Origin of the sequence: Globicatella sanguinis, from assembly GCF_002847845.2 — a bacterium.
GTDB lineage: Bacteria > Bacillota > Bacilli > Lactobacillales > Aerococcaceae > Globicatella > Globicatella sanguinis.
The window spans coordinates 1843705-1868512 of record NZ_CP126962.1 but is presented as its reverse complement, the minus strand read 5'-3'; the positions used below and the strand labels follow the sequence as shown (position 1 = coordinate 1868512).

24 protein-coding genes are annotated in these 24808 nt (G+C 35.6%); 6 read left to right on the top strand and 18 right to left on the bottom strand.

The features are described 5' to 3' along the window. Positions 1 to 70: 70 nt before the first annotated feature. The 8 genes from istB (CYJ72_RS08370) to CYJ72_RS08335 all read right to left on the bottom strand — a co-directional run bounded on the left by istB (CYJ72_RS08370) (position 71) and on the right by CYJ72_RS08335 (position 11280). Positions 71 to 835 carry an IS21-like element helper ATPase IstB gene (istB, locus tag CYJ72_RS08370; RefSeq protein WP_284628748.1) on the bottom strand — a complete coding sequence of 255 codons (765 nt, stop codon included), beginning with the start codon at positions 833 to 835 and terminating at the stop codon, positions 71 to 73. Then, complete coding sequence (gene istA / locus CYJ72_RS08365) at positions 819 to 2117, bottom strand: IS21 family transposase (RefSeq protein ID WP_284628750.1); 1299 nt, start codon at positions 2115 to 2117, stop codon at positions 819 to 821. The genes istB (CYJ72_RS08370) and istA (CYJ72_RS08365) overlap by 17 nt, the downstream gene beginning before the upstream one ends. Before the next feature lie 409 nt (positions 2118 to 2526). After that, on the bottom strand, positions 2527 to 4113 hold the full coding sequence (locus CYJ72_RS08360; RefSeq protein ID WP_101813348.1) for an acyl CoA:acetate/3-ketoacid CoA transferase: 1587 nt from the start codon (positions 4111 to 4113) through the stop codon (positions 2527 to 2529). A gap of 39 nt (positions 4114 to 4152) precedes the next feature. Then, complete coding sequence (gene fadD / locus CYJ72_RS08355; protein WP_284629287.1) at positions 4153 to 5697, bottom strand: long-chain-fatty-acid--CoA ligase FadD; 1545 nt, start codon at positions 5695 to 5697, stop codon at positions 4153 to 4155. Positions 5698 to 5746: 49 nt separating this feature from the next. After that, positions 5747 to 7795, bottom strand: coding sequence for a 3-hydroxyacyl-CoA dehydrogenase/enoyl-CoA hydratase family protein (locus CYJ72_RS08350; RefSeq protein ID WP_101813349.1), 2049 nt, complete (start codon positions 7793 to 7795; stop codon positions 5747 to 5749). Positions 7796 to 7811: 16 nt separating this feature from the next. Then, positions 7812 to 9059, bottom strand: a complete 1248-nt coding sequence (locus CYJ72_RS08345; protein WP_101813350.1) for a thiolase family protein — start codon at positions 9057 to 9059, stop codon at positions 7812 to 7814. A 95-nt stretch (positions 9060 to 9154) separates the two neighbouring features. After that, entirely contained in the window at positions 9155 to 10372 is a 1218-nt protein-coding gene (locus CYJ72_RS08340) for an acyl-CoA dehydrogenase family protein (RefSeq protein ID WP_284629283.1), read from the bottom strand. Positions 10373 to 10416: 44 nt separating this feature from the next. Then, on the bottom strand, positions 10417 to 11280 hold the full coding sequence (locus tag CYJ72_RS08335; protein WP_066125797.1) for a 3-hydroxyacyl-CoA dehydrogenase family protein: 864 nt from the start codon (positions 11278 to 11280) through the stop codon (positions 10417 to 10419). A gap of 457 nt (positions 11281 to 11737) precedes the next feature. On the opposite strand from CYJ72_RS08335, the gene CYJ72_RS08330 reads away from it, so the two are divergent. Genes CYJ72_RS08330 through CYJ72_RS08315 form a run of 4 tightly spaced genes read left to right on the top strand, consistent with a single transcriptional unit; the run spans position 11738 to position 14637 of the window. Beyond that, positions 11738 to 12472 carry an amino acid ABC transporter ATP-binding protein gene (locus tag CYJ72_RS08330; protein ID WP_066125795.1) on the top strand — a complete coding sequence of 245 codons (735 nt, stop codon included), beginning with the start codon at positions 11738 to 11740 and terminating at the stop codon, positions 12470 to 12472. 11 nt (positions 12473 to 12483) lie between these two features. Beyond that, the gene (locus CYJ72_RS08325; protein WP_066125793.1) at positions 12484 to 13320 is read left to right on the top strand and encodes a transporter substrate-binding domain-containing protein; all 837 of its coding nucleotides are present in this window, start codon (positions 12484 to 12486) and stop codon (positions 13318 to 13320) included. A 1-nt stretch (position 13321) separates the two neighbouring features. Then, positions 13322 to 13972: an amino acid ABC transporter permease gene (locus tag CYJ72_RS08320; RefSeq protein ID WP_066125791.1), complete on the top strand. Its 651-nt coding sequence runs from the start codon at positions 13322 to 13324 to the stop codon at positions 13970 to 13972. An 11-nt stretch (positions 13973 to 13983) separates the two neighbouring features. Then, a complete protein-coding gene (locus CYJ72_RS08315) occupies positions 13984 to 14637 on the top strand; it encodes an amino acid ABC transporter permease (protein WP_066125790.1) in 654 nt (217 codons plus the stop codon). Positions 14638 to 14766: 129 nt separating this feature from the next. Here the strand turns inward: CYJ72_RS08315 and CYJ72_RS08310 are convergent, their stop codons facing one another. The 9 genes from CYJ72_RS08310 to CYJ72_RS08270 all read right to left on the bottom strand — a co-directional run bounded on the left by CYJ72_RS08310 (position 14767) and on the right by CYJ72_RS08270 (position 21953). Next, positions 14767 to 16731 carry a S9 family peptidase gene (locus tag CYJ72_RS08310; RefSeq protein ID WP_101813354.1) on the bottom strand — a complete coding sequence of 655 codons (1965 nt, stop codon included), beginning with the start codon at positions 16729 to 16731 and terminating at the stop codon, positions 14767 to 14769. A gap of 103 nt (positions 16732 to 16834) precedes the next feature. Beyond that, entirely contained in the window at positions 16835 to 17218 is a 384-nt protein-coding gene (locus CYJ72_RS08305) for an ATP-binding cassette domain-containing protein (protein WP_284629273.1), read from the bottom strand. Then, positions 17193 to 18407 (bottom strand): ABC transporter transmembrane domain-containing protein, encoded by a 1215-nt coding sequence (locus CYJ72_RS08300; RefSeq protein ID WP_284629271.1) that lies wholly within the window; start codon positions 18405 to 18407, stop codon positions 17193 to 17195. Before CYJ72_RS08300 ends, CYJ72_RS08305 begins: the two co-directional genes overlap by 26 nt. Positions 18408 to 18417: 10 nt before the next feature. After that, a complete protein-coding gene (locus CYJ72_RS08295; RefSeq protein WP_101813356.1) occupies positions 18418 to 18861 on the bottom strand; it encodes a helix-turn-helix domain-containing protein in 444 nt (147 codons plus the stop codon). A gap of 277 nt (positions 18862 to 19138) precedes the next feature. Beyond that, the gene (locus CYJ72_RS08290; RefSeq protein WP_257876936.1) at positions 19139 to 19375 is read right to left on the bottom strand and encodes a GNAT family N-acetyltransferase; all 237 of its coding nucleotides are present in this window, start codon (positions 19373 to 19375) and stop codon (positions 19139 to 19141) included. Between the two features lie 15 nt (positions 19376 to 19390). Continuing rightward, a complete protein-coding gene (locus CYJ72_RS08285; RefSeq protein WP_257876934.1) occupies positions 19391 to 19537 on the bottom strand; it encodes a hypothetical protein in 147 nt (48 codons plus the stop codon). 10 nt (positions 19538 to 19547) lie between these two features. Beyond that, a complete protein-coding gene (locus CYJ72_RS08280; RefSeq protein WP_101813357.1) occupies positions 19548 to 20087 on the bottom strand; it encodes a DUF1697 domain-containing protein in 540 nt (179 codons plus the stop codon). An 11-nt stretch (positions 20088 to 20098) separates the two neighbouring features. Next, on the bottom strand, positions 20099 to 20938 hold the full coding sequence (locus CYJ72_RS08275) for a GNAT family N-acetyltransferase (RefSeq protein ID WP_348651908.1): 840 nt from the start codon (positions 20936 to 20938) through the stop codon (positions 20099 to 20101). A gap of 367 nt (positions 20939 to 21305) precedes the next feature. Beyond that, positions 21306 to 21953 (bottom strand): hypothetical protein, encoded by a 648-nt coding sequence (locus CYJ72_RS08270; protein ID WP_284629265.1) that lies wholly within the window; start codon positions 21951 to 21953, stop codon positions 21306 to 21308. Positions 21954 to 22069: 116 nt separating this feature from the next. Here CYJ72_RS08270 and istA (CYJ72_RS08265) point away from each other — a divergent pair, with 116 nt between their 5' ends. Next, positions 22070 to 23542 carry an IS21 family transposase gene (istA, locus tag CYJ72_RS08265; RefSeq protein ID WP_284629263.1) on the top strand — a complete coding sequence of 491 codons (1473 nt, stop codon included), beginning with the start codon at positions 22070 to 22072 and terminating at the stop codon, positions 23540 to 23542. Beyond that, positions 23539 to 24285 carry an IS21-like element helper ATPase IstB gene (istB, locus tag CYJ72_RS08260; protein WP_071408141.1) on the top strand — a complete coding sequence of 249 codons (747 nt, stop codon included), beginning with the start codon at positions 23539 to 23541 and terminating at the stop codon, positions 24283 to 24285. The genes istA (CYJ72_RS08265) and istB (CYJ72_RS08260) overlap by 4 nt, the downstream gene beginning before the upstream one ends. Before the next feature lie 99 nt (positions 24286 to 24384). On the opposite strand, the gene CYJ72_RS08255 is transcribed toward istB (CYJ72_RS08260), so the two are convergent. Further along, positions 24385 to 24714 (bottom strand): exonuclease domain-containing protein, encoded by a 330-nt coding sequence (locus CYJ72_RS08255; RefSeq protein ID WP_284629259.1) that lies wholly within the window; start codon positions 24712 to 24714, stop codon positions 24385 to 24387. Positions 24715 to 24808: the final 94 nt, after the last annotated feature.

Below are 24808 nucleotides of genomic sequence, written 5' to 3'. Positions count from 1 at the left end.
AAATGTCAACACAAAATTGTACAAAAGTGTGAATATAAATATGTACAATTACATATCGAATTGACTATGTTTATTCCTCTTCTTCCTTGTTTAAATGATCTTTTAACCGATAAGAATCACCATTAATTTGAATCACTTTTGAGTGATGAAGGACGCGATCAACAATCGCATGAGCAATTAAGGCATCTTGAAACAGCTCATCCCAATTACCAAAGGAAATATTCGTGGTGAGTATGGTGCTCTTAGTCTCATAACGCCGGTCAATGACTTGGAACAAGAGACGCTCATCTCCTGGATTTAAGGGTAAGTAGCCTAGTTCGTCAATAATGAGTAAGCTGGCCCGATTATAATAACGCAGACTGCTCTCTAATCGATTCTCTGACTGAGCCTTTCTGAGCTTCTCTAAGAGATCGCTACACTTAATGAAATAGGTGTTATAGCGATTCTTAGCTGCTTCTAAACCAATTGCCGCGGCTAAATGGGTCTTGCCTACTCCACTTGAACCCAAGAAGACGACATTCTCCTTTTTTTCTATAAAAGATAAGGTCATCAAATCACGGATTTCTCGCTCTTGAATGCTTGGTTGAAAGTCAAAGTCAAAGTTTTCAAAGGTCATATTGATTGGTAATTTAGCGATTTTAATCATCATATCCTTACTATTTTGACGCTTAATATCTACCTCATGATTCGTTAACCTTAAAAGGGTATCCACAATGGAGAGGTGGTCGTAATCGCCACTTAAAACCCTGTCTAAATGCAGGCTCATCTGAGTGAGCTTAAGATAGTCTAAGTTCTCCTTGAGCTGAAGATACGTTGTTTTATCCTTTCTTGCCATAAATAGCGTTCAACCTTTCTAAATTTTCTTTTGAATAAGCTTCGACCTCTTCTTGTGACTTATAGGGCATGGTGCTAGCGACGAGCTGTTCATAGTGTCCTGGCAAGTAATTCATGGCCAGATTAGATACTGGATGACTAGTGATCAACTTCGTGTTATCATAAAGATACAAGGTATTGTCTTCAACCTCTAGGCCAAGCCTTTTTCCGATGTATTCAGCTGGAACTGAATACTGATTCGATTGATAGCTAATCATCGAAGAGCTGTTCACCTTGACGGTTTGTTGATAATAGTAACGACTTCTTATCTCTTTGCTAGGCAGCGGGGATAGGAAGTCTTTTTCGTATTCCAAGAGACTCATGGGTGATTTTTTGGTGGTTGGATGGATCTCAAGATTTTTACGAAGATTCATCTTTTCAACATGGCCCACCAACTCTTCAAAGGAAAACTTTCCCTGATAAGCATCGAGTTCATCAATCAACTTCATTTGGCTTTCCACTTTCCCTTTGGTACTTGCACGCCGAGCGACACAAGCTCTGACATCAAAATTATAATCACGACTAAACTGTTCAAACTTCTGATTAACAGAGCCAGGACGATAGGACGTTCGTGGCTCTTCCATGATCGTCGTCATATTATCATTGAGTATTTCTTTGGGAATTCCTCCTAGCTTTTCAAAGATGTCGTTTAAGACGGCAAATAGGGTATATTGCCTCCGATTCAGGGTAACGTGATACAAACTATAGCGCGAGTAACCTAAGATACCCACAAAAACGTTCAGATAAATAAGCTCCCCTTCCTTCGTTACGTATTTAAAGTTCTCCTTCCAGTCTATTTGTAGTTGTTGACCCGGGTCTGTCTCAAAACGCAAGATTGGCTCATTGTTCATAAATTTCCTCTTCTCAAAGTATTGCTTAAACTCTGGCTTCTTGTTGATATAGTATCTGAAAGAAGATTCCTTTAGTTGCAGGTCATGGTTATCTACAAGATAGCGCCATAAGTGGCGAATATAGTGAAAAGTTTGGATACAGTCTTCGCTAAGCAACTCCTTGATCAACTTGTAGTAGTCATCCGCTTGAGAAGGCTTGACCCTCGTCGTTGCCTTTTCAAAACCTTCATAATACTTCTGAACCGTCCTTCGATCTTTCCCCAACTCTCGAGCGAGTTGAGAAAAATTAGGTTTCATATTGCACACCTCCATAACAGCCTTATAATTAGCTAAATCCTTAAGACATTTCACTTTTAAATCTTCCGCAAAATCTATCTTGATTGGATTATACATTCACATTACCTCATGAATGATTATCCGTTATCTCCTCCTGTCTGTGAAGCATCTATTTGTACATCTTTATTTTGTCACAACTGTACATTTTTATGTTAGCACTTATAAACAAGTCATTAAGACGCAGTTTGAGGCCACTCAACCACTGCGCTATTATATATCGAGCAATCACTTGATTGAATTTATCAAATTGATACCTCACCTCATTAAGACGCCATTTGAGACCACTCAACCACTGCGCTATTAATTAATGAACAATAATCTTGACTAAAATTTATCAAGTTTATGCCCGCTCCCACTCAATATTATAGTGCTCTTATATTAATTCAGTTTTATTTTAAAAATCAAAAAAGCCGGGAGTATCCAGCTTCCCGACTTTTTCTAAAGAGAGTGTATTGTATGTTTTTGATTATTGTTCGTTTAATTTAGCATTCTCATCGATAATCGCAGCTAAACCGCCCCATTTTTCGCTAAAAATACCTGAATCCATTTCTTTCAAGTCTTCTGAAATTAATGGTGTGAATTCCATTTGGTCTAAAATATCTTTTTGTAAATCAACGCCAGGTGCAATTTCAATCAAGCGTAGTTGACCTTCGTATAAATCGAACACGCCTCGTTCGGTTACATATAAGACTTCCTGCCCTGATTCCATTGCGTATTCACCTGAGAATGAAACTTGCTCTACATTCTTAATGAATTTCGGCCCTTTACCTTGATCATCAATGACTAACTTGCCATCTTCACAGTGCGATTTACCTCCAACTGTAAATGAACCAATAAAGACAATCCGTTTAGTATTTTGTGAAATATTAATAAAACCACCTGGTCCCGGTACTTTAGGTCCAAATTTAGTCACATTATTATTCCCATATTGGTCAATTTCGCCAATACCTAAAACCGTTAGATCTAATCCGTTACCATCATAGAAGTCAAATTGATTAGCCATCGGAATGGATGCCTCGTGATTCAGTGCTGATCCAAAGTCTAAACCAACCGCTGGAATACCCCCCCATAAGCCCATCTCTAATGTAGCATGGTAACGATCTGCTACACCTTCTTCACTAGCAACTTGTGCAACCATATCTGGAGAGCCAAATCCTAGGTTAATCGTATCCCCAGGACGTAATTGCATTGCAGCACGTCGAGCCGTAATTTTACGTACGTCTAATTTAGCCGGTTTAACGCTATCGGTTTTAACTGGCACTTTAATATCACCACTTAGACGAGGGTTATAGTAAGTTCCCATAGTTTGTTGATGATATTTTTCTTCTTCGGCTACTACTACATAATCAACTAATCCAAATGGAATTTGAACATCTTTCGGATGAATCGTACCGTTTTGAACGACATCTTTTACTTGTGCGACCACAATCCCACCAGAGTTTTTAGTAGCCATCGCAAGTTCTAATTGTTCCAATTTACAGGTTTCATCTTTTACCGAAACGTTCCCATTTTCATCAGCATAAGACCCACGAATGAAGGCAACATCAATTTTTAAATTCGGGTATTGAAGCCACTCTTCACCATCTAATTCAACTACCTTAATAATATCTTCTTTAGTAATGGTTGTTGAACGAGATCCTTCTAAGCGAGGGTCAACGAAAGTTTTTAACCCTACTTTAGTTAACATTGGTTTACGTCCAGCAATCGCACGGTATAATTGAGTGATAACGCCTTGAGGCCATAAATAAGTTTCGTACTCATTATTAACGATTTTCTCAACCATACCCGGAGAAGAACCGACGTGACCCGCAATCAATCGCTTAACGAGCCCTGGTGCTGTCATGTGGTCTGCTCCACGCCCATATTGGTTATTACCAATTCCACAAGACCACATAAAGGTAATATCTTTTGGATGTTGTTCTTCCTGATATCGTTCTTCAACACCTACTAATAATTGTTCTGGTAGTCCTCCTAAACCAAAGGTTAAGGTTGCTAATAAATCGCCGTCATTAACTAAATTCGCGGCTTCACGATACGAAATTACTTTGCTCATTCTTATTCCTCCTAAATAGGTTATTTTAATCTATTTGTATTACATAATGATTTGTCTAGGTCTACTTAAATCATGACGACCTTCTTCAAACGCTTGTGCCATTGATAATAATGCTTTTTTATCGATTTTGCCAATTGGTGTTTTAGGAAATTCATCCAATAAATAGTAACGTTTTGGTGTCTTATAGCCAGCTAAATTTGACTTGGCATATTCGGTCAATTCCTCAATAATCGATTCATCTAATCCTTTGGTAATAATGGCTGCTACGACGGATTCACCCCATTGTTCAACTGGAATACCAAAGACAACTGAATCAACTATTCCTGGAAATTGATTTAATACTTTTTCTACTTCACTTGGATAAACATTCTCGCCACCGGTAATGATCATATCTTTACTTCGTCCGACGATGAAATAATCCCCTTCTTCATCCATACGTGCTAAGTCACCCGTAAAAACAAAATCATATTTCAACACTTTCGCTGTTTCTTCTGTATTATTCCAATAGCCACTAAATTTAGCATTATTACTAATAATCAAATTACCAACTTCCCCTTGCGGGACGCCATTTCCTTCATCATCTACGATTCTTACATCATTAAACATAATAGGTTTACCAACAGATAATTTTTTCATTCGTTGACGTTCTGGTGTGTTGGAGAAGTTATTGGGTCCAATTTCAGTTAAGCCATACGAATTGACTAAAGGTAAATCATGTTCCGCATATAATTGGTAAACATTTTCAGATAATGGTGCACCACCAGATATAATATAATTTAAAGAACTCAAGTTCTCTTTATTGAATAATGCCGAATGTGCTAACATATAGCACATCGTTGGTACAAAGAAGGCCTTTGTTGGTTTAAAATCACGAATGATTTCGATAGTTTCATCTGCATCAAAGAAACGCTGAACAACCATTTGCCCTCCTGCCATTAAAATCGGTATCGTGAAACAGAAGAGCCCTGCTGTATGAAACATCGGGGTGGTCGTCATACCACGATCACCAGCGTGAATATTCCAACTCGGAATGCTGTTTAAGCCATTACTAATAATAGCACGATGACTAATCATTGCTCCTTTTGGCAAACCTGTCGTACCACTTGTATAAATCAAGACTGCAATATCTTCTTCAGTCATTGAATGATTGGGTTGGAATGTCTTCTTTTTATTAGGATCAACAATCGCATCATAGTCCTCACTGTCAATATCTATGTCGAGTAACTCTTCCGGCACTAAACCTAAACGTGTTTTATGTACTCTTGAATAAGCCAATAATTTTGGTTCTGAATTTTGTATAACATGCATGACTTCAGTATCTTTTAATCGCCAATTCATCGGCACAAAGATAGCACCTAATTTTGTACAAGCTAACAGAAAATCAAAATGGGCGACGTCATTTGAGGAAAACAATGCCACACGATCTCCAGATTGAATTCCTTTTTCTTGTAAATAAGCCGCTAAATTAATGGCACGTTGGTTCATTTGGTCAAAAGTCCACTTACGGCCCTTCTCGGCTTCTATGATTGCTACTTTCGAACCACTGATTCGTGCTCGATCAGCAAACCAATCTATTCTCATCATTAACGCTCCTTTTACAATATCCACTCTGGGACCTGTTTTATTTGTTCAATTAGTTAAGGCTACTATAATCTGGTCGCTTACCTGCTAACGATGCTTCTAATCCAATCAAAGCTTCTGGTTTGGCAAAAGTTTCATTTAATAAAGATAATTCATACTCAATTCCTTCATCAATCGTCATTTCAGCTTGTCGATCAATCATTTCCGGAATGATTTTACAAATACCGGGTGCTTTATAACCAATTGTTTTAGCTGTTTTTTGAGCGAACTCTTCACGAACACCTTCCCCAGCAATGCCTTTGATTGTTTTTTCAAAGTTATCATCGTTAAAGGCATGCTTAATTTCAGCGTATTGCATTGGTACTTCACGTTGACGATATTTATCCGGAGCACCATTTTCAACCAAGTCCTTAATGGCTGCTTGCACATCAGCTGCAGCGACTAATTTAGTCACAATTCCTAAGTCTTTAGCTGCTTGAGCTGAAATGCCTTTACCTGTTAAAACAAAGTATTTTGCTAATTCTTTACCAATTTGGTGGTTGGTACGTAACATACCACCTAAGCCTGGATAGATACCTAGTCCACTTTCAGGGAAACCAAACGATCCTTTTTCAGTCGCGACAATGGCTTGACATGCCAGTGCTAATTCAGATCCGCCACCTAAAGACAATCCATCTAATAGTGCAATCGTCAATTTGTCACTTTTTTCAATACGACGTAATAAATTATGGCCACCTGAAGTAAAATTGTAATTCTTATCTAAATTATTTGTTTTAATAGCATCTACGAAGAACTTTAAGTCCGCTCCAGCAACAAAGGCTTTACCTGCTCCTGAGAAGACAATTCCTTTAACATTCGCGTCAGCTTCTGCTTCATTAAAGGCTTTTTCTATTTGACCGACAACGGTTGGATTTAAAGCATTCATAGCTTCTGGACGATTGATGCGAATATTCGCAATTCCGTCTTTTACTTCATAATCAACAAAACTAAATTCGAATGGCTCACCTAATTCAGCTTGTTTTCTTAATGTTTCACTTAATTCGAAACCAGGACTTTTCTCAGCTAACCGTTTAGTCATTTCATACGTTTCTTTAACGCCAATTGTGTTCGCTAATTGGAATGGTCCTTGTTTCCAACGTAATCCAACCACTGCTCCACGGTTAACGTCCTCAATGGTTGCGACTCCTTCATCCACTAATTTGCCTGCTACACCAATCGCTGTTGCTAATAAATGTTCTTTCACAGCGGCAAATTTACTTTCATCTACTGCACCATCTTCAACATCCCATAATTCTTTGGATTCGGTTTGAGTTTTTAACAATTCAGCTGGTCGATAGAATTCTGATATTTCACGAGCTAAAGTATTAGCCGAGTGGTACGCAACAGGAATTCCGGTTGCATTCATTAAAGCGAATGGCCCCATTCCAATCTTGAAAGCATCGCGAGCCGCGGCATCAATGGTTGCCTTATTAGCCAAACCTTCTTCGTAAATGCGGACCGATTCTGTTAACCAAGGAACAAAGAAACGATTAACTGCAAAACCAGGAGCATCTTTTACAGTGATAGAGGTTTTACCATGTAAATCGGCAAATTTATTAGCAATCGCAACCGTTTCTTCACTAGTACCTTCATGAGAAATTATTTCCAATAAACGGTTTTTAGCTGGGTGGAAGAAATAGTGCATGCCGATAAAACGATCCGGACGGTTAGTTGCCTTAGCTAAGTTTTTAATATAAAAACTTGAAGTATTAGAACTTAAAATTGTTTTCTCATCACAAATCTTATCCAGTTTACCTAAGACATCTGCTTTTACTTGTTCATCTTCAAATACTGCTTCAATAACAAAATCTACTTCCTTTAAGTCTTCGTAGTTGGTAGTAGGTATTAAACGTCCTAAAGTATCTTTAACAAATTGTTCAGTAAAAACTTTACGTTCTACCCCTTGGTTTAACATATTTTCAATGATGCCCATTCCACGTTCAACTGCTGCTTGATTGACATCTACTAAATAACATTTAATACCTTCTTGGGCAATTTTTTGAGCGATACCAGAACCCATAGTTCCGGCACCGATTACTGCTACGGTAAATTCTTGTGTCATGAATGATTCCCTCCTATTAACCTTGGTAATAGCCGTTTTCTAACAATAGTGCAATCCCTTGGCCACCACCGATACATGCTGATGCAATCGCATAACGTTTATCTGGATTGTTTTTGAATTCATATAATAATGACGTAATAATACGCGCTCCAGACATTCCTAATGGGTGTCCTAAAGCAACTGCCCCACCATGTGGGTTAAAGTTGTTTTGATAGTATTCTGTATCCATATCGATACCTAATTCAATTAAGCATCCAATTGTTTGACCAGCGAAGGCTTCATTAATTTCTAAAATATCAATGTCTTTTACTAAATCCATACCTTGACGTTCTAACATTTCACGAATCGCGAATACAGGACCTAATCCCATTGTTTCAGGTGCACATCCAGAAATCTGATAGTCTACCACACGAGCCATTACTTCTAATCCTTTTTCTTCAGCCAATGATTGAGTGGTAAAGATTTCAAACGCTGCACCATCATTTAATCCTGAAGCATTTCCTGCGGTTACAGTTCCATCTTTTTCAAATGCTGGATGCAATTTTGCTAAACTTTCTAATGTCGTCCCAGGTCTTGGATGGCCATCTTTTTCAACAACTGTTACTTGACCTTTACGACCCACTATTTCAACTGGAACAATCTCTTGTGCGAAACGACCATTTTCCATCGCCTTAGCTGCTTTTGCTTGCGAATCAACGGCAAATTGATCTTGTTTTTCACGTGGTATATTGTATTTACGAACCACGTTTTCAGCGGTATTACCCATATGTTGAATACCAGAATCACGACCGGATGCTGAAGAATGTCCTTCCAAGTTAGCATCGATCAACACTTGGTTGCCTGCTTTAAATCCTTCATAACGAACGCTTTCTGGTAAGAAGAATGGTGCTCTCGATAACGATTCTGCTCCACCTGCAGCGATAATTTTTTTGTTTGAGTGCAATAATTCTAATGTTGCTGAAACTGCTGATTGAATACCTGAACCACAAATACGGTTAATTGTCATACCAGTCGAACGATTATCTAATCCACTATTAATTGCAATGATATTCCCTAAGTTATTTGTTGTTTGTGTCCCTGTTACGTGACCAACAATTACTTCATCGATATCAGACACTTCTAAATTCGAACGTTTAACCGCTTCTTTTAATGCAATTTCTCCTAAATCTTCAACGGGTACAGTTTTTAAATCTCCCAAGTAAGCACCTACTGGTGTACGGGCCGCACCAACAATTACAATTTCTTCTTGTTTAGCATTTAACATTATTTAATATCTCCTTTATTGTCTTATCTTTTCTATATATGAGTGTTTGCCAAACTATTGTTCTTCAACAGTCTGGCCACACTCTTTTTTGTTGATTAAATGAACGCTGATAATCCAGTATAATGACGACCGATAATTAACGAATTCACTTCATGAGTTCCTTCGTAAGTATACATCCCTTCAATATCTGCGAAGAATCTAGGAATATCGTATTTCAATAGAATGCCATTTCCGCCTGCCACTTCACGGGCTAATGCTGCTGTTTCACGAGCACGGAATCCATTATGTAATTTAGCCATTGATGATGCTTCTTCACGGTAAATACCTTGCTCTTGTTGTTCAGCTAAACGAACAGCAATTGCTAAGGTTGCTTGAGCATTCATTGCCATACGTGCTAATTTTTCTTGAATTAATTGGAAGTTTGCAATTGGTTTACCGAATTGCTCACGTTCACGTGTATATTTTAAAGCTGACTCAAACGCACCTGCTGTAGCACCTGCTAATAACCATGCAACATCGGAACGCGTGTTACGTAAAATGTTGGCACAGTCTTTCCAAGAGTTAACATTTTGAGCACGTTGTGATTCTGGTACTTTTACATCTTTATAGATAATTTCTGCGTTAGGCATCATACGGAAGAATGCTTTTTGAGGTGTAACAAATGTTTCTACCCCTTCTGATTCGCGTTCAACATAGAATAATTTCACTTGATTATCATCGACATCACGAGCAAAGAATGCATGCCATTTCGCTAATGTTCCTGCACCAATCCATTTTTTGTGGCCGTTTAAAATCCAGTGATCACCTTCACGTTTAGCTGTCGCTCCCATACCACCTGCAATATCAGAACCGTGATCTGGTTCAGTCATCGCTAAAACGCCTAAACCTTCCCAAGAATAAACACCTGGCATTAATTGAGCAACTTGTTCTTCACTACCACCTACACGAACACATTCATGGAATAACCCACCATTTGCTGTATAGAAAGTGCCTAATACTGGGTCTGTTTTTGCTAAAGTATACGCTCTGAATCCCCGGAATAATTCTGAAATACGACCATCTTCACGTCCTTCTAATAAACGTGGATCATCCATCAAGCGCATATCAATTACTTTTTGAAATGCTTCTAATGGGAATGTCGCATTATGCCAATTTTCAGCTAATAAAGGTTTTAAGTCTTTTTCTAATACTTCTTCTAGTTCTTTTAAAACTTCTTTTTCACCATCAGTTAATGCATCGGCGTAGTTGTATAAGTCTGAATAAAACATTTCGCCACTATTAAATAACTTATCTGCTCTTGATTCTTTTACCATGAAGATACCTCCAAATTTTTTATTTTATATTGCCTTTTAAAATATTATTTTTTATCGTAATCGTAGAAGCCTTTTCCTGATTTTTTACCATTTCGTCCTGCACGAATCATATTTTTCAATAAAGTAGGTGGTGTCCAACGATTGTCACCAAATTCTTTCGCAAAGTAGTTCATTACATGATAGCCAATATCAACCCCAGCGTAGTCTTGTAATTCAAAAGCGCCCATTGGGTGATTTAAACCATAACGCATCGCTTTATCAATATCTTCTTTAGAAGCAATTCCTTCTTCTAACACTTTGATTGCTTCAATAAATTGAGGAATCATAATACGGTTAACGATGAAGCCCGGAACGTCTTTCTTAACAATTACCACTTCTTTACGGATACTTTCTGCTAGCTCTTTAACAATATTGATGGTTTCATCACTTGTTTCTAATCCATAAATAATTTCACACAACTTCATTACTTGAGCTGGGTTAAAGAAGTGCATTCCCGCAAATCGAGCTGGATTATCTAAGACACTTGCAATTTCAGTAATTGATAAAGACGAAGTATTGGTTGACAAAACAACATCTTCACGAACAATTCTTTCTAACTCTTTAAATACCGATTGTTTAATATCCATTTTTTCGATGATTGCTTCTACAACAAAGTCAACTTCTTTAAATTCATTTAAATCTGTTGTCGTGCGGATACGTCCTAATGTTTCATCCATTTGTCCTTGAGTTAATTTACCTCGTTTTACTGACCCCTCCATAAACTTAGTAATACGATCCATTCCTGCTTGAATAAAACGTTCTTCTACATCACGCAAAATAACTTGGTACCCATTTTGCGCAAATAAATTGGCGATACCAGACCCCATTGCTCCTGCTCCCACTACTCCAACTACCTTAATATTTGACATCTTGAACACTCCTTTAATGCCTTGTTTTATCTTACAACTTCATGATAACGTTTTCTAAAAGCGTTATCATCAACAGATATGAGGATTGTTTTTTGTTTTTTAGTACAAAATGTAGGATTATTGCGTTTGGAAATATTATAATAGAGAGCAACCATCTTAGTACCGTTTTTCTTCACGGCATTTACTTTTTTCATCTATTCATCACGAACTATACTGATTAAGACTTTTATTCGTATTACAAACCATCATCATCGCTTCTATTATGATGACCACACAATTACTAGCTCTCTTTATCAAGTGGATGACTAGCGAGTTCTCAAACAGTCAATTAAAGAATTAATTTGCAGTTAGTTTTGTATTTCAATGTAATATTATCTAACATCTTTTGGAACATGAAACTTTATTTAATCTCATTTTAATGTTATTGTAACAATAAAAATTTTAGGAGGTATCAACTATGACAATCGAATTTAAACAAGTTGATAAATACTACGGAAACTATCATGCACTGAAAAATATTAATTTAAAGATTGATACGGGAGAGGTTGTCGTATTGATTGGCCCTTCAGGTTCGGGAAAAAGTACCCTATTAAGAACAATTAATGGATTAGAAACCATTGATAGCGGCGAACTATGGGTAGATGACACGCAATTAAATACGCCAAAAATCGATTTAAAAAATATCCGTAAACATATTGGGATGGTGTTCCAACATTTCGAACTTTATCCTCACATGACCGTTTTAGAAAATATTACCTTAGCACCAACAAAAGTATTAAAGAAATCTAAAGCCGAAGCTGAAAAACTAGCGAAAGAGTTATTAGATCAAGTCGGGATGCTAGATAAAATTGACAGCTATCCTACGATGATATCTGGGGGTCAAAAACAACGTGTTGCGATTGCGAGAGCGATGGCAATGAAACCAAACATTATGCTATTTGATGAACCAACCTCAGCACTAGACCCTGAAATGGTTGGCGAAGTTTTAGAAGTAATGAATTCAGTCGCAAAAGCTGCAGGGATTACGTTAGTTGTGGTTACTCACGAGATGGGATTTGCGAAAGAAGTTTCCGACCGTGTTATCTTTATGGACCAAGGTGAAATAGTGGAAGACAGCCCTTCTGATGATTTCTTTGCACAACCGAAAGAAGAAAGAGCGGTCCAATTCCTAAGTAAGATTATTCGTCATTAAGAGGTGATTGTATGAAGTCTTATAAAAAACACAGTAAAACAATCGCCTATCTATTGTTTATTGCGATTATCGCGATTTTCCTCTTAGTCTTTAATCAAGCTGCCTCAAAATCATTAACTAAAGATGTGGCTGAGCGCTTATCCGGAAAAGATCAAACTATCCTATGGGGCGTTAAAAACGATACGAAATTATTTGGTTATTATAATGTTGAAACTCAAGAAATTGAAGGATTTGATATTGATATTGCGAAAGAATTAACTCGTCGTATTACCGGTGATGCTGAAAATGCTCGCTTTATTGAAGTTACCAGTAAAACCCGTATTCCTTTACTAAAAAACGGAAATATCGACGCAATTATCGCTACCATGACTATCACCGATGCTCGTAAAAAAGTCGTTGACTTTAGTGATGTCTATTTTGCAGCTGGGCAATCTTTATTAGTTGCTAATGATGCTAATATTAATTCTGTTAAGGATTTAACGGCTGAGCATACGGTTATTACGGTTAAAGGATCAACTAGTGCTAAAAATATTCGTGAAGCTGCACCCGCAGCCAATATCATCGAATTAGAAACCTATGCCGATGGCTTTACCGCACTAAAAGCAGGTCAAGGTGATGCCGTTACGACTGATAATGCCATTCTTTTAGGTTTATTAGTTGGAAACGACGGCTATCGTGTTGTCAGTGAAAACTTTACCGATGAACCTTATGGGATTGCTGTTAATAAACAACAAGAAGGATTTATATCTCAGATTAATCAACACCTTGCTGACATGCAAGCGGATGGAACCTATGACCAAATCTACAATAAATGGTTTGGGGAAGTATTAGCGAAAGGAGCTGAGTAATATGCTTGAACTATTTAATACCTATTCTGGTCAATTTTTATCCGGATTCGGACATACTTTATTGGCCTCACTGATTGTATTAATCGCTAGCTTTATTATTGGAATTGGAATGGCAATTGCTCAAACCTCCGATAATAAACTACTTAGTGGTATCGCTACTGTCTACATCGAAGTGTTTCGTAACATTCCGTTGTTAATTATTGTCATGTTTTTCTATGTGGTTGTCCCATTATCGGGAATTGATATTAGTGGCTTTATGTCAGGTGTCATTGGTTTAAGTATTTATACTTCTTCTTTCGTTGCGGACGTTGTCAAAAGTGGGATTACAACTATTCCAAATGGCCAAAGAGAGGCTGGTTTAGCTAGTGGTTTATCTAAAAATCAAGTAATGTTTTTAATTATCTTGCCTCAAGCATTAAAATTGGTGTTACCACCATTAGGCAATCAAATGATTAACCTCGTCAAAAACTCCTCTATCTTCGCAATGGTGGCTGGCCTAGATTTAATGTATCAAGGCGACTTAATTGTCAGTGAAACCTATAATGTCTTCGGCACCTATATTATTGTTGGAATCTTCTACTTGATCATTACTGTACCAATTAGTCTAATGGTTAAACGCCTAGAAGAACGTCAAAGTCAAACCAGCCGATAGGAGGAATTTAGATGACAACATTATTATTTATTACCAGCAATCAATTTTCTTTCTTATTAAACGGATTATGGGTGACCATTGGTGTCGCTGCCGTGACCATCATTTTAAGTTTAATTTTTGGGATTATTTTAGGTACTTTACGTTATGAAAATATACCGATCGTGTCAGATTTGCTCGCTTTATTAATCGACACCGTTCGTAATTTACCCTTATTATTAATTATCTTCTTTACTTATTTTGCATTACCACAAATTGGCATTCGTTTATCTATCTTCTGGTCGACAGTAACCGCCATGACTATTTTCGAATCAGCCATGATTTCAGAAATTATCCGCGCTGGATTAAAAGGTTTACCTAGTGGACAAAAAGAAGCCGGATACGCATCTGGATTAAATACTTGGCAAGTCTTAAGCTTAATCTTATTACCCCAAGCAATCCGTAATATGATTTCAGCGATTGTAAGTCAATTAATTGCCTTAATTAAAGATACGTCTTTAGCGACGATTATTGCCTTACCGGAAATTATGCATAATGCGAAAATTATCTATAACCAAGATGTCGATGTTATTTTACAAGTATTCTTTATTTCCGCGGTTCTATATTTCATTGTATGTTATTCTTTATCATTAGTCGCACGTCGATATGAAGTGAAGAAGTCGGTTTAATAAACAATATATTTTTCAAACAATAACACTATTTCGAAATTTTTTATTTTATTAAAAAAACAGCTCACTTAGAAACTAAAAATTAGCGTCTAAGTGAGCTTTTAATATCGTTTTTTACTAATATTTTGTTTATTTGTAACGATCAAACCATTCTTTCACATGATTTAATCGTTCCATTCTCAAGTTAGGAAGACCTTCACGTGACAATCCATGACTTGATTGTGGGTATAATATTAAGTCCGTTTCCACTCCATGTTTTTTCATTGCAATATACATTTGTTCCGCTTGTTCTTGAGGACATCTTAAATCACTTTGTCCATGCAAGAAGCGGATTGGTGTCTTCACATTTTGAGCGTATGCAAGTGGAGATAACTTCCATAGACCTTCCACATCTGATAAATCGCGTTGTAATTGGTACTCGACAAAGAACATCCCAATGTCACTAACGCCATAGAAACTAATCCAGTTTGAGATAGAACGTTGACTCACAGCCGCTTTAAAGCGATCAGTATGGCCGACAATCCAATTGGTCATAAAGCCACCATAGCTACCACCTGCAACAAATAATCTATCTTGATCGATTTCAGGGTGTTGTGCTAAAACATAATCAACCCCTAACATCAAATCATCATAGTCGTGATGACCATATTCACCTAAAATAGCTGCAACAAATTCTTGACTATAGCTACTTCCTCCCCGAGGATTTAACATGATGATACCGTACCCTGCTTGTGCTAAAGCTTGCATTTCATGGAAGAAACTTTCGCCATAAGCGACTTGAGGTCCACCATGAACGTATAAGATTGCCGGATGTTGTTTTTCTTCAGTGATTGGTGCTAAATACCAACCTTGAATATCCCAATTATCATAACCTTTAAACCAGAATCGTTCAGGATTCACAATCTCATGCTCTGCTTCAAATTGCTCATTCGGATTATATAAATCTTCTAATTGTTTGTCAGCCTCAACTACCGCTAAACGACTTGGAACAGTTGGGGTAGAATAAGTAATACAATAACGTCCAGACTCTTCGATACCCGAAGTAAGATGCATTGACTGGGACAATTTGCCTTCTACTTCGCCCTTAAGGTTACCCTCAAATAAATGAATTTCACCTTTTACAGTAGCTGAAAAGATAAAGCGCTTATCATCGAGCCATTTAAATTCGAATCCATGAACCGCTTGTTGGAAATCCGCCACCAAGCTATCATCTAAATCGTACTCAAATTTTGGCAGTACATTGGTTAATTTCTTCGTAGCCACTTCATATACATATAATTTTGAATGGGTTACAAAACCATTAGTAAAGTCATTCGTAATTAATAAGTAATGCGTTTCACTTGGATTTAAGGCAACAAATCCTGCTGAAGCAAATTCCTTAGTTGCTTCAAACGACTCGAAACTTTTCGCTTTTAAATCTATCCATTTAATGGCGCCTTTAGCAAATGCCAGTTCGTCTTCATTGGCTTGATTAATATTAATAAAGAGTTGTGATTCATCTTTCGTAATATCAGCGAAGCTTACAGAGTAAGGCAACACAATTACCTCTTCTACCGCTTTCGTTGCCACTGAAACTTTATTAATCGCGTAGGTTAAATCAGTTTTAACATATCCTGCACCATCATTTTTATAGGTAATTTTTTCAATATGAATTGGTTGTGGAAATTCTTTTGATGAGTTATCTTTTTTCTCGTCAGCATCTATCTCTTCTTTTTTGGTTGCCTGATAGTAGACCGTTTGACTATCCTTGGACCAGAGATAACTGATAATGTCTGATTCTTCATTGGTTAACTGAATTGGACTTCCACCATCCAAAGGCATTAAAAATAATTGTGACTTTTCATTGCCTTCAATTTTTGCCGTATAACTTAAAAACGCTTGATCAGGTGAAATATCAAAACTTTGTACGGAAACATTGTTTGGACTCCACACTTTAAGCTGTTTCGTATCTAAATCATAACTTTTAATCTCACCAAAATAATCATTTTCCTTTTTACGCATTTGAGTTTCAATAAAGAACACTTTGTTTTGTGCTACTTTAGGATTCGCCAAGCTTTTTAATTCAAAGAGACTGTCATTGGTAATTCTTTTCATTCTTTTCCTCCACACATAAAAGTATTTAGCATTGTTAATAGTTTAACCCTTTTTATGTTATTTTTCCATCAATAAATCGACAATAACAATAAATAAATGGTATCTACCCTAATTTTATGACACGATTGCAATACACTTGCTTAGTCTGATCATGAGTAATTACAAAGACAATGGTGTCGCTAAAGGTTGATTTTAACAATTGATATATGGCTTCAGATGTTTGATGATCAATGGCACTTGTACTCTCATCTATAATGATGATGTCCGGATTAGATAAAAGCAAACGCGCAATCGCAATCCGTTGTTTTTCACCACCTGAAAGATTATTTCCCGCATTTAAAATGGATGTTTGCCAGTCTTTTGTTCTTAAAATTGAACTTAAAATTTGACTGTCCTCAATCTTTTCTTTTTCTTTCGGTGACAAACATCGTCCTAATCCAATATTTTCTTCTAAGGTTTTATTAAAAATTGGAATTTCCTGTGTCACATAAGCAATCCTTTTTCTTAAACTGGCTTTTTTCAAACCAATTAAGTGGCACTTGATTAATTTTGATTCCTGTACTTTCCCTTAAAGCTAACAATAATTTGACTAATGAACTCTTACCTACTCCTGAAGGTCCAGCAATATGAATCCAATCTCCTTTATAAAAAACTTGATGCACTGGTATCTGGAACCGTTGCTCTTCTATTTGGTATCGTACTTCTGTCATCTCGACCTGAGTGACCTCCGTTAAGTTTTGACCCGTTGAGTCCACTTCAACAAATGGGGTTATTTCTTTCTCAAGGTACTCGCTAGACACTCGTAATGATGAAAAATCAAGATTGGCGCTATTCAATTCCCTTAATGCTTGAAAAAAGGTGGGCAACACAACACTAGTGGTTAACAAATGGGTAATCGAACTTTGATTTCTTGCTACTGATACTGTTATGGCAATATAGATAGAATATTGGACACATTGATTTAACATTCCGATAAGATTAGATGAGATACCTGCAAATTTATTGGTCTCAGCAAGCGTTTGATAGGAATTATATAAATCGGAGCTTATCAAATTTTGAATAAGCTGTTTATTTGACCTTGTTTTAAAAAATTCCACATTGGTTAACGCTTGAATAATATTTTGTTGTGTCTTACTAAAGGTCTTTTGGAATAAAGCCATACGTCTTGACAATTCTTGATTAATTTTCTTAAATCCAAAATAGTTGATAGGAATTAGCATAATTAATGCTATAAACACGTTCATGTCAATCCACCAAGCAATACTTAAAGAAATAATAATTAAAATGAGTGCTAATGAGAACGTGGCTAAACCACCCGAGAGAAAGAAATAAATGGCATCAACCATTTCAAAAAATCGAGTCACAATGGATGTCGTTCCTAATTTTAAGATGGCATCATATTGCATTTGTTGGAGTTTAGCGACCTGATCTAAATATAGTTCTACTTTATATTGCGTCATCAAATTTTCAAATAAAATACTCAGTACTGATTGGAGCAGAAATGAACCCAGCATAACAAATCCAAAAACAAATAGAATAGTACTAGTATCCTTTGACAATAAACTTTGATTGTTAGGAACCAATAAGGGAATAACAATACGTGATAAGACAATGATTATCACATTTATTAGTATTATCAAATAAATTTTCGGACCAATTTTCTTTAATAATTGCATGATTATTCACCTAATCCTTTAATACTTGTGCTATGCTTTCACTTAATAAAGAAAATCCACTCAATCGACTATTAAAATTAAACACAGCTTGCGTCTCACCGATCCGCTTATAAAAAAAGCGATATTGATATTCTGGTTTATCTAATATTAACTGATTCATCAAAGTCAAAATATTTTCAATTCCTTTTTCTAGTAAATGCGCATTGGTAAATATTTGTATTATTTCTAGATTAAAATGTTCAACTCCTTCAAATCTTTCATTTGAATTTGATTTGTACTGTTGCTCTTCTTGTTGAATATAATCATCAATATCTGCTTGAGTAAAATTCCAGCGGCCACCAAATTTAGTACCTTTTAGTTTACCTTCTTTTAAATAATTACGAATCGTCCGCGTTGTCACTCCCAGCATTTCTGCAACTTCTTTTCCAGTATAATATGTTTGTTCGGAATTCATATTGGCTTCCCCTTTCTTATTTCCTACATTTCCTACTTGTCTTTCCTATATTTTCCTACAAAAAATAAGAAATGTCAATAATATATGGTCGGTTTTTTATCGATGAATGGTTATATTCCAATATTTTATTGCGATGATGGCTCTCTACCTTGATTTTATAATTTATTAGTTTCAAAAAAATCTTCCCCTAAAGTAGTTTGCTTTTTAAGTGTCTACTTTAGGGAGAGTATATCAATATGTATTCTTCAGTCGTTTTAATTATGAAAGAGAAACTATTTTACAAAGTAAAAGCAGCACCTTGTAGATCTTTGACGTCTTTAAATCCAACGGACTCATGAAATTTTCTCGTTTTTTCCATGTCATCGGTTAATAAATGCATTTGATAAACATTAGAGAAAGTATTAATGACTTTTTTTAGCAAAGTGGATCCGATACCTTGTCTTTGGAACTCCGGTAAGACTAATATATCTTGAATAAATAATATAGAATAACCGTCTCCTACAACTCTTATTATGCCAAATAATTGCTCTCATTCGTAAGCAACTAATGTATATAAGGAATGTTCATACGCATTCTTTAACATCTCAAGTTCATTGATATAATTGGTCCATCCCACTGCTTCATATACAGTGAGTAATTGATTAAAGTCAAGTTGTGGTTTTTCTATATATTTCATCTTAATCCCCCTAGAATTCAATAATCTCCTTTATTTTTTGATAAGTCTTACCATTGCGTATGGTAATTTGTTTATGAAAAGATTCTTTTGCTAACTGCTTATGGTAGGCTGTCTTTAAAAATTCTGCTTCATCTAATTTTCCCCAGTAAATGGCTATTTCACCAAAATGTACTTTTTCATTATGTAAAGGATATTGCCTGATTTTATCAATGACCGCTTCACGATTCATTTCATCAGTAAAAAACAAAACGTCTTTGCGCGCCATATCTTCTTGCCACCAGACAGGCAACAGATAAAATTCCGCCAAGTATTTTTCAACATCAATCAATGAATACTTAATATCAAATGAATAATGTGTGTGAAAGAAATCATTGAGGCCTTTCGTTATTTCTAATCGTTCTCTTTCTGTTTCAAAAAACAAATTACCACTATTAATATAGGAACTCACATTATGAAAGCCAGCATCAATCAATTGCTTTTTTAATTCTTTCATGACCACGCGATTTTTGCCGCCTACATTGATTCCACGCAATAATAACACATAACGCATCTTAATACCCCCTATTGAAGATTTTTAATGTATCGTTTTTGTTGTTTATTCGAACGGTAGCCAATTGCTTCGTAAAAAGCATGCGCTTCATAACGGTAATCCGCAGAATTTAAACGAATAAATGATAATTGTTTTTCTTTAGCAAAGGATTCAACTGCTGCCATTAACTTTCGTCCAATCCCGCGACCTTGATACGTTGGTAATACAGCTAAACCTAAAATATTTAAGCCATCTTCGAAGTAAACTGCCTGATAGCGTTCTGCTTGTACGAAGCCTACCACTTTTTCCGAATCCTGGTCTACATATACAAGAATGATTTGGTTCGATTGGTTGCATAATTTTGTTAGCTTAGACTTAACTTCTTCATTGGTACATTCATAACCCAATGAAACCCGACTTAATTCCGCAATGGCATCCGCATCTGTTACTTTTGCCCGACGAATGTTAGAAATCTTCTCTCGTTCTATTAAACTATTTCTCAATAAATCTTGGCTTCTATCCCACTCATCTCTTAAGACACCATATTTGACTGAATCATAATAGACACCTTCAAAATATCTTACTTTTCGAATGCACGCTTCTTGTGTCATGCCAATTTTCTCAGCCGCACGCATCATTCTTGGATTACCCGACCAAGTCGTTAAACCAACCCGTTGTATTTCAGGAAAATCATTAAATGTTTGAGTCACCCACTGGGTTAATGCCATGGATCCATTCCCTTTTGCCCATCCATTCGATTGATAAACAATAATTCCAATCTCCATCCAACGCGTCATTTTATTCTCCCAATAACGTGACACCATACCAATCGGCTTATTATCAATATAGATACCTCGACAAGTTTCAGACATCAAATAATCAAAAACTTGGCTTTGTTTGAATTCTTCAAAACTTTGATAAGAGGGAGTGGGCAAGAAGTAGAAAATTAAATAATTTTCGCTTCGTCTGCCCACCCCCGCACAGTTGAGTAGGTCTCAAACAAGTCGAAAGACGCAGATTGAGACCACTCAACCACTGCGCTATTAATTAATGAACAATAATCTTAACTAATTTTATCAGGTTTATGCCTAGCCTCAATAAGGAGCATTCCATTTTGACCATTCTGGAAACTCATCCTTATAACCAATTTCCCAAATAATTTTTAAATCATGCTCATTGAAGGGTTTTAAAACTATCATTGATTGAACCTCTTTCTTTTATTAAGGATATTAACTAATATTACAACTGTGCCAATAAATCGGCCTCTGACATAATCATGATCGAGTGACCTTCTTCTAGTAATTGGCGTGCCTTACGTTGTTTTTCAACCAAACCATTTTCATCTTGGTATTTAGGGTCTTGCCAACCTTCGATTAGGACATCTGTCGTTTTACTGACTGTTGATTTTAAAATGGCACCATGATAACGCACTTTCATCATTAATTCATCTTTTCCGGTTTCAAACTCACCCGTTAAGACTACATTTTTACTTTGTAACCAATGGTCTGAATATTCTTCCTTTGGCGGAACTTGATTAACATCCGTAATTTTCAAGGATTTTTTAAATTTCTGAAACTTCGGCTTAAAATGATTTGCGGTCGTCGTATTATACCGACTGATCGGTTTGACAAATACTTGATGCCTTTTTAAAAACTCGTCAAAATCATCCATACGATATTCTTTCATCGTCTCAATTAAAATTTTTGCGGTTACTTCAGCGTCAGCCATCGCATTATGAGCCTCAAATGTAAAGCCAAATTGACGCGCTAAAGTACTTAATTTCATCACTTGATTACGATAACTCGGGTTAAAGAACATGGTATCAAATGTCTTAAATTCTGGAACCTTGATACCATAATGACGTGCTGATTCAAGCAGAATACCCATATTGTAAATGCTAATCTAAAAGTGGTCCAATAATCGATTAATAATAATCGAAAAACGGTCCACTTGTTTTAATTTAAATCCCCATATGTGATAATTCTCATATGGAGGTGATGGGAGTGATAAATTTAATGGATAAGCATACAATCATAAGACTCAAACTTGAAGGCGATTCAAATAGAAAAGTAGCTCAGAAGCTTGGAATTAACCGTAAAACTGTAGCAAAATATTGGAATGATTACAAAAAACTACAAAAAAATCTTGATGAAGGAAAAGTAGATGCTCGCATCGTACAAGAAAAAATAGCACAAGAACCTAAATATGATAGTTCAAATAGAAAAAAAGTAAAATACACTAAAGAATTGGATGAATATTTAGATAAAATCTTAGAAGGCGAAAAAGAAAAAGACTTAAAATTAAAAAATCATAAGCAATCTTTAAGTGTCGTTCAAATTCATAAACTAATACTTGATAAAGGATTTGAGATAAGTTATCCATCAATAGTTTCGTATGTAAGAGAAAAGAGAAAGAAAATTAAAGAAACTGCTGTGAGACAACAGTACGACTTTGGTGACAGGTTAGAATATGACTTTGGAGAGGTAAAACTTTACATAGCAGGAAAATTAAAAACCTTAAGTCTAGCAGTTCTATCATCACCTGCTTCAAACTTTAGATGGGCATATCTTTACACAAATCAACAGGCTGAAGTGTTTTTCGATTCCCAAGTTAGATTTTTTGAAATGATTGGTGGTATGTACAAAGAAGTAGTTTATGACAATATGAAAAATGTTGTTACAAGATTTATTGGTAGAAATGAAAAGAAGCTAAACAAAAATCTTTTAGCTTTCGCTAATTACTATGGATTTAATATCAATGTAACAAACTGCTTCAAGGGTAATGAAAAAGGTCATGTAGAAGGAAGCGTTAGGATAGTAAGAAAGAATGCTTTTGCAATTAAATATGAATTTGATAGCTTTGAACAAGCTTGTGAACATTTAGAAAAGGAACTTTTTATAATGAATAAAACTTCGTTAATAGAAGATGAAAAGAAAAAACTTTTAAGATTAAGACCAAAATATGATTTAGCTAAAATAACTGAACAAAAAGTTGATGCTTACTCATTTGTTACAGTCAATAACAACAAATATTCTGTACCAGACTATCTAGTAGGTGAAACAGTAGTGGTTAGAAGTTATGCAAGAGAAATTAAAATTTATGTAAATGACAATCTTGTTTGCACACATAAAAAGAAAGATGGTTCTTTGGAATATTCTATCGACATTAAACATTACTTAAATACACTAGATAGAAAACCAGGAGCAATTAGAAATTCGCTTGCATTGAAAAGTACTCCATACCTTAAAACCATCTTTGATAAATATTTTATCAAAGAACCAAGAAAATTTGTAGAGATAATTAAAGATAATAAGGAAAAAAGTACTGATGAGTTAGTAGATGTATTTAATGAATACATTAAATATGGCGAAAATGGAGTTCCAAAAGATGTGATAAAGCAAGTTAATAGCATAGAATTAAAGACCAGAATGATAATATCATCCTACGATAATCTTTTAGTTGGAGGTAACAAATGAGTATTAAAGAAATTGCAAACGAATTAAAACTTTCATATCTAAGAGAATGTCATGGAATACTTCTAGAAGAAGCATCAAATCTAGGGTTATCAAATGAGGAGTTTTTACTTCTTTACTTAGAAAGAGAACTTGAAAGAAGAAAAAACAATGGTATCACCAGAAGAATAAGCCGTGCTAAATTTGTAAACAAAAAGTTTTTAGAAGATTTTGACAAAAACAAATACTCTTTAGAATTAAATAAAAAATTTGAATATCTAGAAAAACTAAAGTTCATAGAAAACAAAGAAAATGTACTATTGATAGGAACACCAGGATGTGGAAAAACACACTATGCAACAGCGTTAGGAATTAAAGCGTGTATTGAAGGAAAAAACGTATTGTTTACAACCGTTCCAAATTTAATAATTGAACTACAAGAGTCAATGAGTAAAAACCAACTAACAAATTACAAGAGAAACTTTGAAAAGTATGATTTAGTAATCTTGGATGAACTTGGATACATCTCATTTGATAAGGCAGGATGTGAAATACTCTTTAATTTACTTTCTTCAAGAAACGACAAAGGTTCAATAATATTAACAACAAATTTAACATTTGATAGATGGGAGGAAGTATTTAAGGATCCGATGCTTACAGGTGCGATAATCGATAGATTAGCGCATAGAGCACATATCATGGATATGTCACGAGAAATAAGCTACAGGATGGAAGATACAATTGAATGGTCAAAATTAAATAGCTGAAAAAACAAGAAAAAAATTTTCTCCCCCTAGGGGGAGAATGAATTAATTAACAACAATACTATTATTAAGAATAAATATTGGACCATTTTTCAAATATTATCATGGACCATTTTTCGGTTGACATTTACACATATCAAATTGACTATTATAAGCTGATATATAACGAGATGAATTGATTTTTGATTCTATCTCAGACCAAAGCTCACCAAATGTTGGTGCCGTTGCGGTATCCTTCGAGGTAATACCATGCACGCGTATATTGGACTGAGCATAACGATTTCCTGGTGGTTGAATTAAACTATAAAATCGATCAACGATTTCAAGGTCTTTAATAAACGCCATACCGATTGAACAGGCTGAGTTATTATAATGTGTTGCGGTCTCAAAATCGATGACGCAACAATCAAATTGTTTTGGTAATTCTATCATGACTACCACACCCTTTTCTTATTTTTGCTCTTTTATTATAGCACGCCGATAAAAGAGAGAACAGAATAGGGAGCGAGCTCTTGAAGTATTTTCA